The following is a 15,183-nucleotide window of genomic DNA, read 5'->3' on the forward strand; positions in this document are numbered from 1 at the left end:
CACGACTGGACCACCCGGTGAGCACGTTCGGCGGTTTGAACACCGCGTACACCGGCCTCGTCGCAGCGCGGCAAGGCCTCAACGTGGTCGGGCAGAACATCGCCAACGCCAATACAGATGGTTACACCCGGCAGCGCGTGTCAACCTCTGCACTTGGCGCCACGGCCTCGACCGGCGTCTTTTCGCAGGGCGCCCGGGTCGGCGAAGGGGTAGCCATGGTCGGGATCGAACGCCTCGCCAGCACCCAACTCGACTCGCGGGTGCGAGCGACTGCCGCAACCGCCGGCTACACGGCAGTACGTGCGAATGCGTTCGCCTCGGTCGAAGACTCGCTGAATGAACCCGGCGAGAATGGCATCTCCGCCAAGCTCGACGAATTCTGGGCCGGCTGGCAGACAGTCTCCAATGGCACGGACACGGCCGCCCCTGCCGCGCTGCTGCTCGGAACCGCCGGCGAGCTGGTCACGCAGATCTCGGAGGGCTATCGGGCCGTCTCGACCGAGTGGACATCGGTGCGCACCGACCTAAACAATATGGTCTCCGAACTCAACGGCGCGGCCACTCAGGTCGCCGCGCTCAACGTGCAGATTCGCCAGAGCCTCGCCACGGGCGGTACGGCCAATGAACTGCTCGACCAGCGCAACTCCCTCACCACCACGATCGCCGCCCTCACCGGAGCCACCGTCACCGAGCAGGCTGACGGCACCGTGAACGTGCTCGTCGGCGGTAACGCGCTCGTCTCTGGGGAAACGGCTCATCAGCTGGACGTCACTGGTGCACGGGTCATGCAGGACAACGTGTCCGTGCAGCTTGAGTGGAGAGGCAGCGCTCGCACACCGGTCTCAATAGACGGCGGCGAAATCGCCGGCGCGCTGTCATTGCTGGGCCCGGCCAGTCAAGACACTCTGGCCACGGGTGGTGCTTTGGCCGAAGCCGCAGATGCCTATAATTCGTTCGCCGAGGACCTCGCCAAAAAGGTCAACGATATTTACGAGACCGGCTTCACACAAGCGCATAATGACGGCCAGGTCTTCTTCGCCGTCGCGTCGGGGGCACCCACCGCGCAGGCTCTCAGTATTGTGCCGAAGGCATCCGCTGATATGGCCGTTCGCGCATCAAGGGACTCTGGCGCGTATGACAGCACGATAGCGGATGCAATCGCCCAGCTGGGCGCCGGATTCGCCCCGGATGGCAACGTCATCGTCTCACCGAGCACGGTCTGGTCGGACTTCGTGACGAAGACCGGCGTGCTCACGCAGAGCGAGCTGCAGTCGGCAGCGCTGGCCAGCTCGACGTCGTCGGGGGCCGCCAACCAACAACTCGCCAACTCCTCGGTCGACCTCGACGAAGAGAACGTGAACCTGCTCATGTTCCAGCACGCGTACCAGGGGGCGGCTCGCATGATGACGGCCGTCGACGAAATGCTCGACACCCTGATCAACCGCACCGGATTGGTGGGGAGGTAGATCATGATCGATCGGGTGACCAACCAGACCCAGATGCGCGCGGCCCAGCGCAATCTGCAAGAGAACCTGAGCCAGCTGGCGCGCTTGCAGGAACAAGCCAGCACGCTGAAGACCATCAATCGTTCCTCGGACGACCCGACCGCCGCCGCAGCCGCGATGTCGGTGCGAGCCGAGATACGCGCGGTGGACCAGTACAGTGCCAACGCTGACAACGGCAACAACTGGCTGACCACGATCGACTCGGCCCTGTCGTCGGCCACCGACATTATGAACCGCGTGCGCGACCTCACGGTGCAGGGCGCGAACTCCGGAGCGCTCACGGCTGCCGCGAAGGAGGCGATCGCCGTGGAGTTGGAGGGTCTCAAGACCGACCTCGCGACCCAGGCCAACACGACGTTTCTCGGCCGTAGCGTCTTCGCCGGTAATTCGGATGATGCCACGGCGTTTACCACCGTGGGCACCCCGGCACGCACCGTCTACACTGGCGGCGAGGGCAGCGTCGACCGACGCATCAGCGCTACCAGCACCGTGCGGGTCGACGCCGACGGCGGAGCGATCTTCGACGCACCGACCAGCACGGGCTCCGGCTCGGTGTTCGATCTGATCGACAACATCGTGACAGATTTGCGTGCCCCGACGGCCGTTGATGTGGGCGCACACCTTACGACTATTGATGAACGGATGGCAGTCATGGTTGGTCAGCACACAGAAATCGGTGCCCGTCAGGTGCAAATTGAACGCGCCCAGTCCACCCTGCTCGAAAAAGCCGGCACACTGGATGCCCAGCGCTCCGGCATTGAAGACGCCGACCTCGGCCAAGTCATCCTCGACTTGAAACTACAGGAAATGACCTATCAGGCTGCGCTCGCTGTCACTGCCCGTGTACTCCAACCGACACTGATGGACTTTCTCGCATGAGTAGTACTCTCACCAGTCCGACTCTGAGCTTTGTGTCTCCCCCACCCGGGTTGGCTCCGCTCACCGACTTTGTGCTCGACGAGATCGACGGAGCCGCTGGTCTGTATTCCCTGCAGGCATTCGCTCAGCCGACCACGCGCCTGTTCGTGCTGGACGCCGCCATCTTTCTGCCGAGCTACACCCCGGCAATCTCCAGCGAGCAGTCCATGGCCCTGTCGCTGACGACGCCCGACGACGCTCTCGTGCTCGTAGTCATCAACCCCGGCGAGAGCACCACGACGGTGAACCTGATGGCTCCCATCGTGGTCAACGCCCACACCGGTGCCTGCGCCCAGGTCATCCTCGATGACCAGGACTGGCCCTTGAACGCCGAGCTCGGCGCTGGCAAAAACTAGTTTTTGCGCCGGTCCAGCCTGAGCAGACGATCTGACCCGGGATGGCAAGATCGCAAACATCGCATTTATCTACGAACTTCAAGCCGATAAACTCCGATAAAACCTGAGTCAGTCTCGTTTTCGTGTTCGATCTCTGAGATACTTGTTGTATGGCGATCACCGACGATCCACCTCCAAATTCGGAGCCTCCACGTGCAAACCGTACAGCTGCTCAAGGCACCGATAAAGCCGCTCACGAGCGTGCCGACGTTACTGTCCCTCGCACGAGCAGTGCGGAGTCCGCCGCCGACACATCCGCCGCCGACGAGTCCGCCGCCGACGCTCTAATCGCTGGGCCCGCTACGGCTGACGCACTGGCCGCGGAGAATGCTGCGGCTGACGCTCGCTCGGCGGACAATGCCGCCGCCCGGGCGGAGTGGGTGGCTGAGATGGCGGCTGCGGGGATTGTGCCCGGCAAGCCCCCGCCCACGCGGAGGTCGGCCGGGCGCAAGACGGTGTCGGGGGTGCAGGCGTTGCATTATGTGGTCGCGGCATCCCTGCAGGATTGGAAGTCGCGCCCCGCCGATACGGAGCAGGTGCGGCTGCTCGATGCAGTCCGGGAGTGTGACCGCGCTATCAACCGTGCCTATGCCGCGCGGGCGGCCGCGATTGACGGCCTCGCCCAGTGGGTGACCAGTACGGCCGTGACCGGGCGGCCGGTGCCCCGCGTGATGCTGACTCAGGAAGCACAAGCTGCCGGGGACCAAGGCCGGCCGTTGCAGCGCTGGTCAGAGAAACAAGCCGCCGAGGAAGGCCTCGTCGCCGAACTGAGCTGTCTTCTGCGCGTGCACGAGAACACGGCCCGCAACCTGCTCTGTACCAGCAGAAAGTTGCAGCACAACCTGCCCGCCACCCGTGCCGAGCTTGAAGCGGGGCTGATCAGCTACCGGCACGTGGAGGTCATCGTCGACAACGCCCTGTCGCTGCCTGACGATGCCTGGGTTACGTTCGAAACCGAGGTGCTGGCCGGGATCGAGAACCTCACGGTCGGGCAGTTGAAGAAGCGGGCGATCACCGTGCGGGAACTTTCCCATCCTGAATCCATCGTCACCCGCCACAAGAAAGCGCTCAGCCAGCGCTGCTTCTTTGTCATGCCCGCCCGCGACGGCATGGCCTGCCTCGAACTCACCCTCAGCCAGGAAGACGCCGCCGCTATTAGTGATCGCGTCGACACCCTCGCGCGCAGCCTGCACAACGCCGCCCAGCAAGATCCCGTCGACACCCGTACCCTCGGCCAGCAACGCCTCGACGTCGCCGTCGACCTGCTCCTTACCGGGGTGACCGAAACCGGTCTGGGCGCCGGGGTGCAGGGGCTGGTGAACGTGACCGTGCCGGTGCTGACGCTGATGGGCCTCAGTGATGAGCCCGGCACCCTCGACGGGTTCGGCCCCATCGACGCCAAAACCGTTCGCCGCGTCGCCGCCACGGCGAAAAGCTTCACCCGCATCCTGATTCACCCCGAGACCAGCGCGGTTCTCAGCGTCGGTAAAACCCGCTACAAAGTACCCGCCGACCTGAAGAAATGGCTCGAGATCCGCGACGGAACCTGCCGGTTTCCCGGCTGCACCCGCCAGGCCCGTCACAGTGAAATCGACCACACCCACGACTGGCAATACAACGGCGAAACCCGTTGGGACAACCTCGCCCACCTCTGCAAACGCGGCCACCGACTGAAGACAGAGTCCGGCTGGACCGCACGGCAAACCGCTGACGGCGTCCTGCACTGGACCTGCCCCGCCGGCAAGCATTACGCCACCCACCCTGCCACCCGACTCGGCCCGCACTCAGCGTCGCGCGAACGCGACCCCGCCGGCGATACCGCGCCGCGACCCGTCGACGTCTGGGCCGAACTCGCCAACCCTCACCCAGACAGCAACAGCACCCCGTTTTAACCGTTCGCCCAACCCTTCTCGCCTGCTGCTGCGGCTACCCGTCTGCGGCTAGCGCGACTCGGCGTCGATCAGGGCAGCCTCGAAGGCGACCCAGGGCAGCATGGCGCACTTGACCCGGGCCGGGTAGCGCGACACTCCCCCGAACGCGGCGGCATCCCCGAGAACTTGCTCGTCGGGCTCAATCTTGCCGCGGGAGCGCAGCATCTCGCGAAAGTTGTCGAGCAGGGCGCGTGCCTCGGTCGTGCTGAGGCCACGCAGGGTGTCGGTGAGAATCGAAGCGGATGCCTGCGAGATCGAGCAGCCCTCACCGGTCCAGACCAGGTCGGTGACCGTCTCGGCGTCGATCGAGACGCGTAGGGTGACTTCGTCACCGCAGGTGGTGTTGATCTGGTGCGATTCGGCCACCCGCAGGCCGCTCGCCGTGCCGATCGCTATGGCGTCCGCCAGCGGCGTGAGATCGACCGCCCCGTGGCGGGCCTTCGCGTGCTCGAGAATGATGGTCTGGTAGAGCTGCTGCAGGTCACTCATGGCTTGACACCGAAGAAGGGAGCGACTTCGGCGAGGGTGGCCAGAAACAGGTCGACCTCGTCGGTGGTGTTGTAGAGGTAGGTGCTTGCCCGGGTGGATGCGGTCACACCGAGCCGGCGGTGCAGCGGCTGGGCGCAGTGGTGGCCCACCCGCACGGCGATGCCGGCATCGTCAAGAAACTGGCCGACATCGTGGGCGTGCACTCCGGCGACATCGACGGCGGCGAGCCCGAGCCGTTCCACGCCGAGCCCGGGGCCGAGCAGGCGTACGCCGGAGATCTCGGCGACCCCGGCGACCAGGCGCTGGCCCAGCTGGGCTTCCCAGGCAGCGACCCGATCCATGCCGGTTTCGCTCAGGTAGTCGACGGCCGCCGCCAGCGCGATCGCCTGCGAGATGCGCTGCGTACCGGCTTCGAAGCGCTGCGGCGGCGCGAGAAACTCGGCAGTGTGCATGTCCACGGTAGTGATCATCGATCCGCCGGTCAGAAACGGCGGCATGTCGGCGAGCAGCTCGGCCCGGCCATAGAGCGCGCCGATGCCGGTGGGGCCGAGCATCTTGTGGCCGGAGAAGACGGCGAAGTCCACATCGAGCGCCTTCACATCGACCGGCAGGTGCGGCACGGTCTGGCAGGCGTCGAGTACGACCAGTGCCCCGACTTTACGCGCCAGCGCCACGAGATCGGCAACCGGGTTGATGGTTCCGGTGACGTTCGAGCCATGGGTGAAGGCGAGGAGCTTCGTGTGTTGACCGACGATATCCGCTGCGGCCAGCAGATCGAGGCTGCCGTCATCGAGCACGGGAATGAAACGCAGGGTGGCCCCGGTGCGCTGCGCCAGTTGCTGCCAGGGAATGAGATTGGCGTGGTGTTCCATCTCGGTGACCACGATCTCGTCGCCGGCGCCCAGGCTGAACCGGCGCGCGGCCGGGCCGCCGAGGCCGAGCGAGGCGTTGGAGAAGCTGTAGGCGAGTAAGTTGATGGCCTCGGTGGCGTTGGAGGTCCAGACGATCTCATCGGTCTCTGCGCCGACGAAGGCAGCTACTTTGTCGCGGGCGGCTTCGAACCCCTCCGTCGCCTCGACGGCGAGCGTGTGAGCGCCGCGGTGCACTGCGGCGTTTCGCTGCTCGTAGTATTCCTGCTCGGCCTCCATCACGCTGATCGGGTTCTGCGAGGTCGCTCCCGAGTCGAGATAGACGAGCGGATGCCCATTCACCGTCTGGTGCAGCACCGGAAAGTCGTTGCGAATGCGTTCAACGTCAATGTTGGTCAGCGGAGCCAATTTTGGGTGCTGGGCGGCATGGGCTGGGGAAATGGCGGACGATGGGGCAAAAGACGTCATAGCCCAAGGATATTCCCTCGCCCCGAACGTGGGCACCGCAAAGCGGAGTATGACACAGCGGTGGAAAACCCGGCGGTAGCGTGTGAGGCTTGAGGGATGACCAAGACTGCCGAAAACACCGAGCTGCGCGAGGAGGTATCACTCGACCGGCCGTGGGTGACCCTGGTCTGGGACGACCCGGTCAACCTCATGTCGTATGTCGCCTACGTTTTTCGCAGCTATTTCGGTGTCACTCCCAAGCAAGCCGAACGACTCATGCTGCAGGTGCACAACACCGGCCGGGCCGTCGTAGCTACCGGCAATCGCGAATCCATGGAACGCCACGTCGAGGCCATGCACGGTTATGGTCTCTGGGCGACACTCGCGAAGGCCGACGAATGAGCGTGCCCCGGCGCTTCACGCCGCAGCAGGACGGCATGTTGCTCGGCCGCTTCGAACCGATCGAAGCAGACCTTCTTCGCCTGGCCACAACCCAGCTTCTCGAAATGCTCGACTCCGGCACCACCGACCCGCAGCTCGCCGCGAGCGACGGAGTCTTCGGCCGGCTGCTGCCCGACGCCTACCGAGACGACGACGAAGCGGCGGCCGAGTTTCGCCGCTTTACGGCGACCGGCCTGCTCGAACGCAAAGCCCAGAATGCCCAGATCGTGCTGGACTCATTGGGTGCCAGCGAACCGGATACCGCCACGCCCGACAGCGGCGATCGCCAACCGGTCGTGGTCAGTATCGACCCCGACGCCGTGCAGGCCTGGCTGCGCAGCCTCACCGACCTGCGCCTGACCCTCGCCGATCGATTGCAGATCTCCCCCGACGGAGTCGTGCACCTCGCCACCGAGGACACTCCGTTTCTGCGCGAACTCTATGAATGGCTGGGCATGCTGCAGGAAGAACTGGTCTACGCGATCGACGTCTGACCGTCCAACGTGACCGCGCTATCGACCTGCTCGGCCAGCAGGGCTCGGGCAGCGAGCCCGATCACTGCGCTGTAGGTGGGGTAGGCGAATCGCACGTTTGCCAGCGTGGCCAAGTCGATCCCGGCGGCCATTGCCGTCGTGACGGACTGGATGACCTCGACGGCGTTCTCGCCGACCGCGTGGGCGCCGAGAATGAGCTCATGCCGGCGGTCAGCGATGAGCTTGAGGAATCCCCGTTGCCGATCGTCGATCACCGCCCGATCCAGCAGCGAATAGGGCACCACCGTGACGACGCACAGCTCGTCGCGACTCCGGGCGTCAACCTCGGTCAGGCCGACGCCGGCGTAGTCCGGATCGGTGAACCCGCCCGCAGGAAGCAGATGGTGCGGGGTTCGTCGGTTGGTATCCAGCACGGCGTTCTCGGCTGCGGCCTCTCCTTCGAATTGTGCGGCCTGCACGAGCATGTCTTGGCCGTTGGCATCACCCACGGCGAAAATGTGCGGTATCGAACTTCGAAAATAAGCATCGACGGGAATGGACGAACTCGTCGTGACCACACCGGCATTTTCCAGTCCGAGGTCACCGATATCTGCCGGCCAGCCAGTTGCCATGATCACAGCGTCGAAGCTGCCCGCACTTTCGAGCCCGTTCTCACGCCAGGTGAGGGTGATCGAGCCGTCAGGGGCGCGTTGAAGTCCGTCAATACCGTCAATTCCCAGTCGGACAATGACACCTTGTTCGACGAAAGCCTGGGCGACAGCCTGCGAAACGGACTCGTCAGACGTAGCGAGCACGCGGCCGGCAACATCGAGCAGGGTCACCGCCGAGCCGAAGGAGCGAAACACAGTGACCAGTTGGGCTCCGGTGTTTCCCCCACCGATCACGGCCAGGCGAGCGGGAACACTTGGGAGGTCGAGCACGTGCTCTGGTACCGTTGCCAGCTCGGCTCCGGCAACCGGCAGCCGCCGGGAGTGACCACCGACGCACACCAGCACGGCACCGGCCGTCACTCGGCGCCCAGACTCCAGTCTGAGCGTGGAGGCATCCAGAAACCTGGCGCGCCCCTCAAGAATGAGTTCCACACCGGCGTCAGCGAATCGTGTTGCCTCATTTTTCATCACACGCACCCGGTCGACTGTTTGCCGAACGCGGGCGACGGTCGCTGGCCAGTCCAGGGGGCGCTCAGACACGGAAATCCCGTACGCGTTGGCGGTGCGAATCTCTCGCATGAGCCGAGCCGTTTTCGCCAGCACACGGGTGGGTACGCATCCGGTGTTCACGCACGTGCCGCCCAGGCGGTCAGATTCGCAGACGGCCACGGATGCGCCCAGCTCCGCCGCACGCAGGGCTGCAGCCGTTCCAGCCGGGCCGGCACCGATCACGACCACATCGAAATGATCAGGAACGAGCCCGCTCACATCAGCATCCCGGTGTTCGAACGGCATCGTGTGTTCGGGGGTTGGGGCAGCGGTCATCTCGGTCTCCCACCGTCGTAATCGACAAAATACTGACAGTGTCGGCTGGGAATCAACCTGCGCCAAAGTACCGAAACGCCCCTGTTGGGAGGGAGCTCTCTTCTCTGCTAATCCCGAGCCTCCACAGGTAGTCTGGTCGCAACCCGGTGGGGCATCTGTTACCGCGTTTGGTTCGCCCCTGGGTCACAAACCCTGTGCCAGCTCCGCGCGCGGACGCGCCACCGCCAATCACGTTGGCTTCACGACATGCGACGGAAGACACATGGACCTCAGCACCCTGACCCACATCACGGCAGCACGGCAGCGCAGCGACCTGATCGCGCTCGGGCCGACCGTCGTACCGCTAGCCGGCGGATCCGAGCTGTTCGCCGACCCGCGCGCCCACCTCACGGCACTCGTCGATTTGCTGACCCTGGGGTGGCCGGCGCTCACGATCACCGAGGATGGTCTCGAGATTGCCGCCACATGCACCTTCGCCGAGCTTTCCCGGCTGCCGATGCGGGCGGGCTGGGCGGCGCATCCGCTGTTCTACCAGTGCTGCACGGCCCTGTTCGCTTCCTTCAAGGTGTGGAACGTCGCGACGGTCGGCGGCAACCTGGCCACCTCACTACCGGCCGGCCCCATGATCACCCTCGCGGTCGCCCTCGACGCCGAACTGCTGGTCTGGCGGGCTGACGGAAGCGACGACATCGTGCCGGCCCGTTCGTTCGTGACCGGCAACATGACCAATGCGCTCGCCGACGGCGATGTATTGCGCTCCATTCACGTGCCGCTCGCCTCGCTGCAGGCGCAAACGGCGTACCGCAAGATTGCCCTGTCGCCGCTCGGGCGCTCGGGCGCAGTGCTCGCCGGCCGGCTCGATGTGCTCGGTGCTTTCGTGCTCACGGTGACAGCGGCGACGCTGCGCCCGGTGCAGCTGCGCTACCCGGCGCTACCCGCCGCCCACGTTCTCGCCCGTGATATCACCGCGATCGACTGCTGGTTCACGGATGCCCACGGCGCCGCCGACTGGCGGCGCGCGATGGGTCTGCTGCTCGGCGAAGAGATTCGCGTCGAACTCGAACTGGCCGGAGGCCGCCAATGACGCTGGAACAGGCGAAAATCGAGGATGTCGGCGCCATGACCTTTGAGGTCAATGGCACCCGGGTCGAGGCGACGCCGCCTCCCGGACAGTGCCTGCGCACGCTCCTGCGCGAGCACGAACACTTCGAGGTGAAGACGGGCTGTGATACCGGCGACTGCGGTGCCTGCACGGTGCAGGTCGACGGCACGCCCGTGCACTCCTGCATCTACCCCGCGTACCGAGCCGCGGGAAAGCAGATCTCGACGGCCGCCGGCCTCGGCCAGCCGGGCACCCTCTCGCCCCTGCAACAACGTTTCGTCGACTCCGCCGGCTTCCAGTGCGGCTTCTGCACCCCGGGCATGATCGTCACCGCCACCGCCATCGAAGCGGATCCCGGTCTGAGCGTCGACGACCTGCCCCGTCTCTTGAAGGGCAATCTCTGCCGGTGCACCGGCTACCGCTCGATTTCCGATTCGATCGTCGGCGAGCACACCCCGCTGGAAGGGTCCTGCCACGCCGCGCCGGGGCACGAGCAGACCGAGACGTCGAGCCTCGGGCCGGTGCGGGCGACCGGGCGCGTCGGGGCTGCGCGGGCCGTGGGCCTGGTCGGCACCTCCCCCGGCGCGATCGCCGGGGAGCGCGTGGTGAGCGGCCTGGAGCCGTACACCCTCGACGTGGCCGTCCCCGGCCTGCTGCACCTGGCCGTGCTGGGGAGTCCGCACGCCCACGCACGCATCCGATTTCTGAATGTGGCCAAAGCTGCCGCGCTACCAGGCGTGCACCGTGTGCTCACCCATGCCGATTCCCCCACCACCCTGTTTTCGACAGCGCGGCACGAGAGCAGGTTCGACGACCCCGACGACACCCGGGTCTTCGACCAGACCCTGCGCTTTCTTGGTCAGCGGGTGGCGGCAGTCGTGGCCGATTCGGTGGCGATCGCCGAGGCGGCTTGTCGGTTGATCGACATTGAGTACGACCTCCAAGACGCCGTGTTCGATCCGAAGCTGGCCCGACTACCGGGCGCTCCCCTCGTGCACGGCGACAAAGATCCGGTCGTCTCGCGCCTGGCAGATCCCGGCCGCAACCTCGTCGCTGAGCTGCATGGCGAATACGGCTCCGTCGAGGCCGGTCTGGCCGAGGCCACAACCGTCGTCTCGGGCAGCTGGCAGACCCAGCGCATCGCGCACACCCACCTCGAGACCCACGCCACGATCGGCTGGCTCGACCACGGCCGACTGGTCTTGCGCACGAGCTCGCAGGTTCCGTTTTTGGTGCAGAAGGAGATCTGCCGCCTCTTCAACCTCGACCCGGCCGGGGTGCGCGTCTTCACCGCGCGAGTCGGCGGCGGCTTCGGCGGCAAGCAGGAGCTACTCACGGAAGACCTCGTCACCCTCGCTGTGCTCGCAACCGGCCGCCCGGTGCAGTACGCATTCACCCGCACCGACGAGTTCACCATCGCCCCGGTGCGACATCCGATGACGATCGACGTCACTCTCGGAGCAGGGCGAGACGGCCGTCTCACCGCGTTGAAGCTGGCAGTGCTCGCCGATACGGGCGCCTACGGCAACCACGCACCCGGCGTGATTTTTCACGGTACGAGCGAATCCGTCGCGCTCTACAACGTGCCCAACAAGAGAGTGGATGCCCAGAGCGTCTACACGAATAATCCTCCATCGGGTGCCTTCCGCGGCTACGGTCTCGGCCAGATCACCTTCGCAATCGAATGCGCCCTCGACGAGCTGGCCCGCGAACTTGCTGTGGACCCATTCGAACTGCGGCGGCTCAACTCGGTGCAACCCGGAGATCCGCTCGTCGTCACCCACGAAGAAGGCCCCGACCTCGTTTTCGGCAGCTATGGCCTCGACCAGTGTCTCGACCTCGCTGAAGCGGCCCTGAAGCGCGGCAATCGGGTCGTTCCACCGGCCGGGTCACAGTGGCGGTTCGGTACCGGCATGGCATCGTCGATGATCGCCACGACACCGCCGCGCGGCCACCGTTCCCAGGCATCCGTTCAGCTGATGCCCGGTGGCCGTTACCTGGTGCGGGTCGGCACGACCGAATTCGGCAACGGCACCACGACCGTGCACGCGCAGATCGCCGCGACGGCGCTGTGCACGACGATCGACCGAATCGATCTGGTGCACTCCGATACTGACGCCGCCGGGTACGACTCGGGTGCGTTCGGCTCGGCCGGTGTCGTTGTTGCAGGCAAGGCCGTCCTGGCCGCGGCGTCGGCGCTGGCCGAATCGCTCGGCGAGGCCGCGGCGTCATGCAACGGGGTTGACTCAGCGGTGGCCTGGCAGCTGGAGCGCGACGGGCTTCGACCCGTGGGAGCAGGCTCCGGGCTTCTCTCGCTTGACGACCTGGCGCTCTGGGCCGCGGCCAACGACGTGGACCTGACCGCCACGCGGCGAGAACACGGTGCGCTGCGGTCCCTGGCCTTCAACGTGCACGCGTTTCGGGTGGCGGTGAACACCGACACCGGTGAGGTGCGCATTCTGCAGTCGATCCAGGCCGCGGATGCCGGCTTCGTCATGAATCCCGAGCAGTGTCGCGGACAGATCGAGGGCGGGGTGGCTCAGGCGCTCGGCACTGCCCTGTTCGAGGAGGTTGTCCTCGATGGCGCCGGGGCCGTGACGACTCGGGTGCTGCGTAATTACCACGTGCCCCAGCTCGCGGATCTGCCGGTTACGGAGGTCTATTTTGCGCAGAGCCACGACGTGCTCGGGCCCTACGGTGCCAAATCGATGAGCGAATCGACCTACAACCCGGTCGCGCCGGCGCTGGCCAATGCGGTTCGCGACGCCATCGGCATCCGCCCGACCGAGCTGCCGATGTCGCGCGACCGCATCTGGCGACTGTTGCACGGCTGAGCAGACGCCGCGCGTCGGCCGGCAGCGTCGGCCGGCAGCGTCGGCCGGCAGCGTCGGCCGGTAGCGTCGGCCGGTAGCGTCGGTGTGGAGAGTGTCGCCGAAACGGACGCAATTGTCCGCTGTATCCCGTGAATGAGGATATTCTACGTAGATATGTACGAATCAGCGGGTCACGAAGTCTTCTGCGGTCATATCTTTCACATTGCTGGCGCTCCGACGGTCGTTGAGGCTCGCCAACACCTCGTCTCGATTCCCGACGGAGCCCTCGTCACGGATGAAGATGGGAGCATTGTCTGGGTCGGCTCGTGTGCCCAGCTGCCGGCGGCGTTCGCCCAGTTGCCGGTGACCCGGACCGGGTTCATCCTGCCGGGTTTCGTCGACACCCATATCCATTTTCCGCAGACTTACATCACGGATGCCTATGGCGGCGGCCAGCTGCTCGAATGGCTCGATGAGTGCGTGTTCCCGGCCGAGTCACGGCTGGAAGACCCGGGGTTTGCGCGCCAGGTGGCGCGCGATTTCACGCGGCGGCGGGTATCCGTCGGCACGACGAGCGCCCTCGTGTTCGGGTCGGCGTTTGCACCCGCGCAGGACGCCCTGTTTGAACAAACGCAAGCGGCCGGCCTGCGGCTGGTGAGCGGACGCGGCATCCAGACCGTGGGCACCGACTCCGCTCGCGCGCTCGTCACAAGCGAGCAGGCGGCGATCGAGCTCAGCATGGCCGAGATAGACCGCTGGCACGCTGTTGATACCGGTGACGCCCGCACCGCGCTGCTGCAGGTCGCGATCGTGCCGCGATTCAGCCTGTCGGTGACGCCGACGACCTTGGCCGGGCTCGGTGAGCTCTACGACTCGGTGCGCGGCCGCGGGGTGTACTTTCACAGCCATCTCAACGAGAACGATCGGCCAGGCTCCGGGGAGATCGACGCCGTGCGCTCGGTGTTCGGCACGAAGACCTACCTCGACACGTATGACGGCTACTTCCTGCCGGGCTCGCTTCACGGCGGCTCCAGCCTGCTCGGCCCCCGCAGCATTCTCGCCCACGCCGTGCACTGCCAGGACAGTGAGCTGGCCCGTCTGGCCGACACCGGCACGTCGATCGCGCACTGCCCCACCTCGCAGGCGTTCCTCGGGTCGGGCACCATGCCATGGCGACGCACTACCCAATTCGGAGTGAACGTCGCGATCGGAACGGATGTCGGCGGCGGCGACGAATGGCTCGTTTCACGGGTGCTCAACGACTGCTACAAATCACACCTGTCCGAGCCGGGAGATGCCGGCGTGGCACTCGATCCGGCCGCGCTGTTGTTCACCGGCACCCTCGCCGGGGCGCGCGCCCTCGACATGGAGGAGCGGTTCGGCAACTTCGACCTCGGCAAGGATGCGGACTTCCTGCTGATCGACCCGGGCTGCTGGGAACCCCTCGCGCTCGTCCTGGAGAACGCTGTGCGCGCCGACGACGCCGCGCTGGCGGCCGAACAGACCCTGTTCGCACTGCTGCTGGCCCTACGCGAGCCCGCGATCACCGGCGTCTACGTACGGGGTCGCCGCGTGAGCGTGGATTAGACCGGGCTTGGTTTCGCAGGCCGCCACAAAAACTCTACGATGACAGTCATGTTTCTTCCGCCGTTGCCCAGCCGCGTGGCTGGGCTGGTGCTTGCCGCCGGTGCCGGTTCGCGCTACGGCATGCCCAAGGCGCTCGTGCGCGACGGCGCCGGGCGCTCCTGGCTGCAACGCGCCGTCGACGTACTGGCCGAGGCTGGATGCTCCCCCATTATCGTCGTGCTCGGCGCCTCCGGGGCCGAGGCGGCGTCCCTGATCGATGCTGGCGACGATGACCCCTCCAGCGCGCCAGCTTGGGGCAGGGACCCGCCACCGGCATCCGTTCGCATCGTGCAGGCCGCCGACTGGGCCGAAGGGCTCTCCGCGTCCCTGCGCGCCGGCCTGCGCTGCGCCATCGAACACCCCGACCTCATGGCCATCGCGGTCATTCCGGTGGACGTGCCCGATCTGAACGCTGCCACGGTCGAGCGAATGGTTGGCACGAATTTTGGCACCACGGCTGCACCGGGCGCGACCGTTCTCTCGGCCAGCACACTGCGTCAGGCCCGGTTTTCCGGCCGACCGGGGCATCCCGTTGTGATCGGCCGGGAGCACTGGACGCCCCTCCTTGAGACCCTCGTTGGTGACACCGGTGCCCGCCCGTACCTGCGCGCGCACCCGGTCGAACACATCGAATGCGGTGACCTGGGAACGGGTGTCGACGTCGACCGGCCGAACTGA

Annotated in this window: 13 protein-coding genes; 10 read left to right on the forward strand and 3 right to left on the reverse strand. The window is 66.1% G+C overall.

Annotated features, from left to right (window positions below; genetic code table 11):
• Positions 1-17 precede the first annotated feature (17 nt).
• The 4 genes from flgK to E3T38_RS01820 all read left to right on the forward strand — a co-directional run bounded on the left by flgK (position 18) and on the right by E3T38_RS01820 (position 4,710).
• On the forward strand, positions 18-1,466 hold the full coding sequence (flgK, locus tag E3T38_RS01805; RefSeq protein ID WP_134545726.1) for a flagellar hook-associated protein FlgK: 1,449 nt from the start codon (positions 18-20) through the stop codon (positions 1,464-1,466).
• A 3-nt stretch (positions 1,467-1,469) separates the two neighbouring features.
• Entirely contained in the window at positions 1,470-2,384 is a 915-nt protein-coding gene (gene flgL / locus E3T38_RS01810) for a flagellar hook-associated protein FlgL (RefSeq protein WP_134545727.1), read from the forward strand.
• On the forward strand, positions 2,381-2,779 hold the full coding sequence (locus E3T38_RS01815) for a flagellar assembly protein FliW (protein WP_134545728.1): 399 nt from the start codon (positions 2,381-2,383) through the stop codon (positions 2,777-2,779). The genes flgL and E3T38_RS01815 overlap by 4 nt, the downstream gene beginning before the upstream one ends.
• Before the next feature lie 149 nt (positions 2,780-2,928).
• Positions 2,929-4,710 (forward strand): HNH endonuclease signature motif containing protein, encoded by a 1,782-nt coding sequence (locus E3T38_RS01820; RefSeq protein ID WP_134545729.1) that lies wholly within the window; start codon positions 2,929-2,931, stop codon positions 4,708-4,710.
• 48 nt (positions 4,711-4,758) lie between these two features.
• On the opposite strand, the gene sufU is transcribed toward E3T38_RS01820, so the two are convergent.
• Together sufU and E3T38_RS01830 are read right to left on the reverse strand one after the other, a co-directional pair.
• Positions 4,759-5,238, reverse strand: coding sequence for a Fe-S cluster assembly sulfur transfer protein SufU (gene sufU, locus E3T38_RS01825; protein WP_134545730.1), 480 nt, complete (start codon positions 5,236-5,238; stop codon positions 4,759-4,761).
• On the reverse strand, positions 5,235-6,575 hold the full coding sequence (locus tag E3T38_RS01830) for a SufS family cysteine desulfurase (protein WP_134545731.1): 1,341 nt from the start codon (positions 6,573-6,575) through the stop codon (positions 5,235-5,237). Before E3T38_RS01830 ends, sufU begins: the two co-directional genes overlap by 4 nt.
• A gap of 96 nt (positions 6,576-6,671) precedes the next feature.
• Here E3T38_RS01830 and clpS point away from each other — a divergent pair, with 96 nt between their 5' ends.
• Positions 6,672-6,956 (forward strand): ATP-dependent Clp protease adapter ClpS, encoded by a 285-nt coding sequence (clpS, locus tag E3T38_RS01835; protein ID WP_104195795.1) that lies wholly within the window; start codon positions 6,672-6,674, stop codon positions 6,954-6,956.
• Positions 6,953-7,489 (forward strand): DUF2017 domain-containing protein, encoded by a 537-nt coding sequence (locus tag E3T38_RS01840; protein ID WP_134545732.1) that lies wholly within the window; start codon positions 6,953-6,955, stop codon positions 7,487-7,489. The genes clpS and E3T38_RS01840 overlap by 4 nt, the downstream gene beginning before the upstream one ends.
• Here E3T38_RS01840 and E3T38_RS01845 read toward each other — a convergent pair.
• Positions 7,471-8,964: an NAD(P)/FAD-dependent oxidoreductase gene (locus tag E3T38_RS01845; RefSeq protein ID WP_241984246.1), complete on the reverse strand. Its 1,494-nt coding sequence runs from the start codon at positions 8,962-8,964 to the stop codon at positions 7,471-7,473. The two genes, E3T38_RS01840 and E3T38_RS01845, sit on opposite strands and share 19 nt — an antisense overlap.
• 262 nt (positions 8,965-9,226) lie before the next feature.
• Between E3T38_RS01845 and E3T38_RS01850 the strand changes: the two genes are divergently transcribed.
• The 4 genes from E3T38_RS01850 (at position 9,227) to E3T38_RS01865 (ending at position 15,183) form a co-directional block, all read left to right on the forward strand.
• A complete protein-coding gene (locus E3T38_RS01850; RefSeq protein WP_134545733.1) occupies positions 9,227-10,048 on the forward strand; it encodes an FAD binding domain-containing protein in 822 nt (273 codons plus the stop codon).
• A 35-nt stretch (positions 10,049-10,083) separates the two neighbouring features.
• On the forward strand, positions 10,084-12,900 hold the full coding sequence (locus E3T38_RS01855; RefSeq protein ID WP_134545758.1) for a molybdopterin-dependent oxidoreductase: 2,817 nt from the start codon (positions 10,084-10,086) through the stop codon (positions 12,898-12,900).
• 153 nt (positions 12,901-13,053) lie between these two features.
• Positions 13,054-14,466, forward strand: coding sequence for an amidohydrolase family protein (locus E3T38_RS01860; RefSeq protein WP_134545734.1), 1,413 nt, complete (start codon positions 13,054-13,056; stop codon positions 14,464-14,466).
• Positions 14,467-14,505: 39 nt separating this feature from the next.
• Positions 14,506-15,183 (forward strand): NTP transferase domain-containing protein, encoded by a 678-nt coding sequence (locus E3T38_RS01865; RefSeq protein WP_241984247.1) that lies wholly within the window; start codon positions 14,506-14,508, stop codon positions 15,181-15,183.

It is taken from the genome of Cryobacterium sp. Hb1 (genome assembly GCF_004403585.1).
Lineage (GTDB): Bacteria > Actinomycetota > Actinomycetes > Actinomycetales > Microbacteriaceae > Cryobacterium > Cryobacterium lyxosi.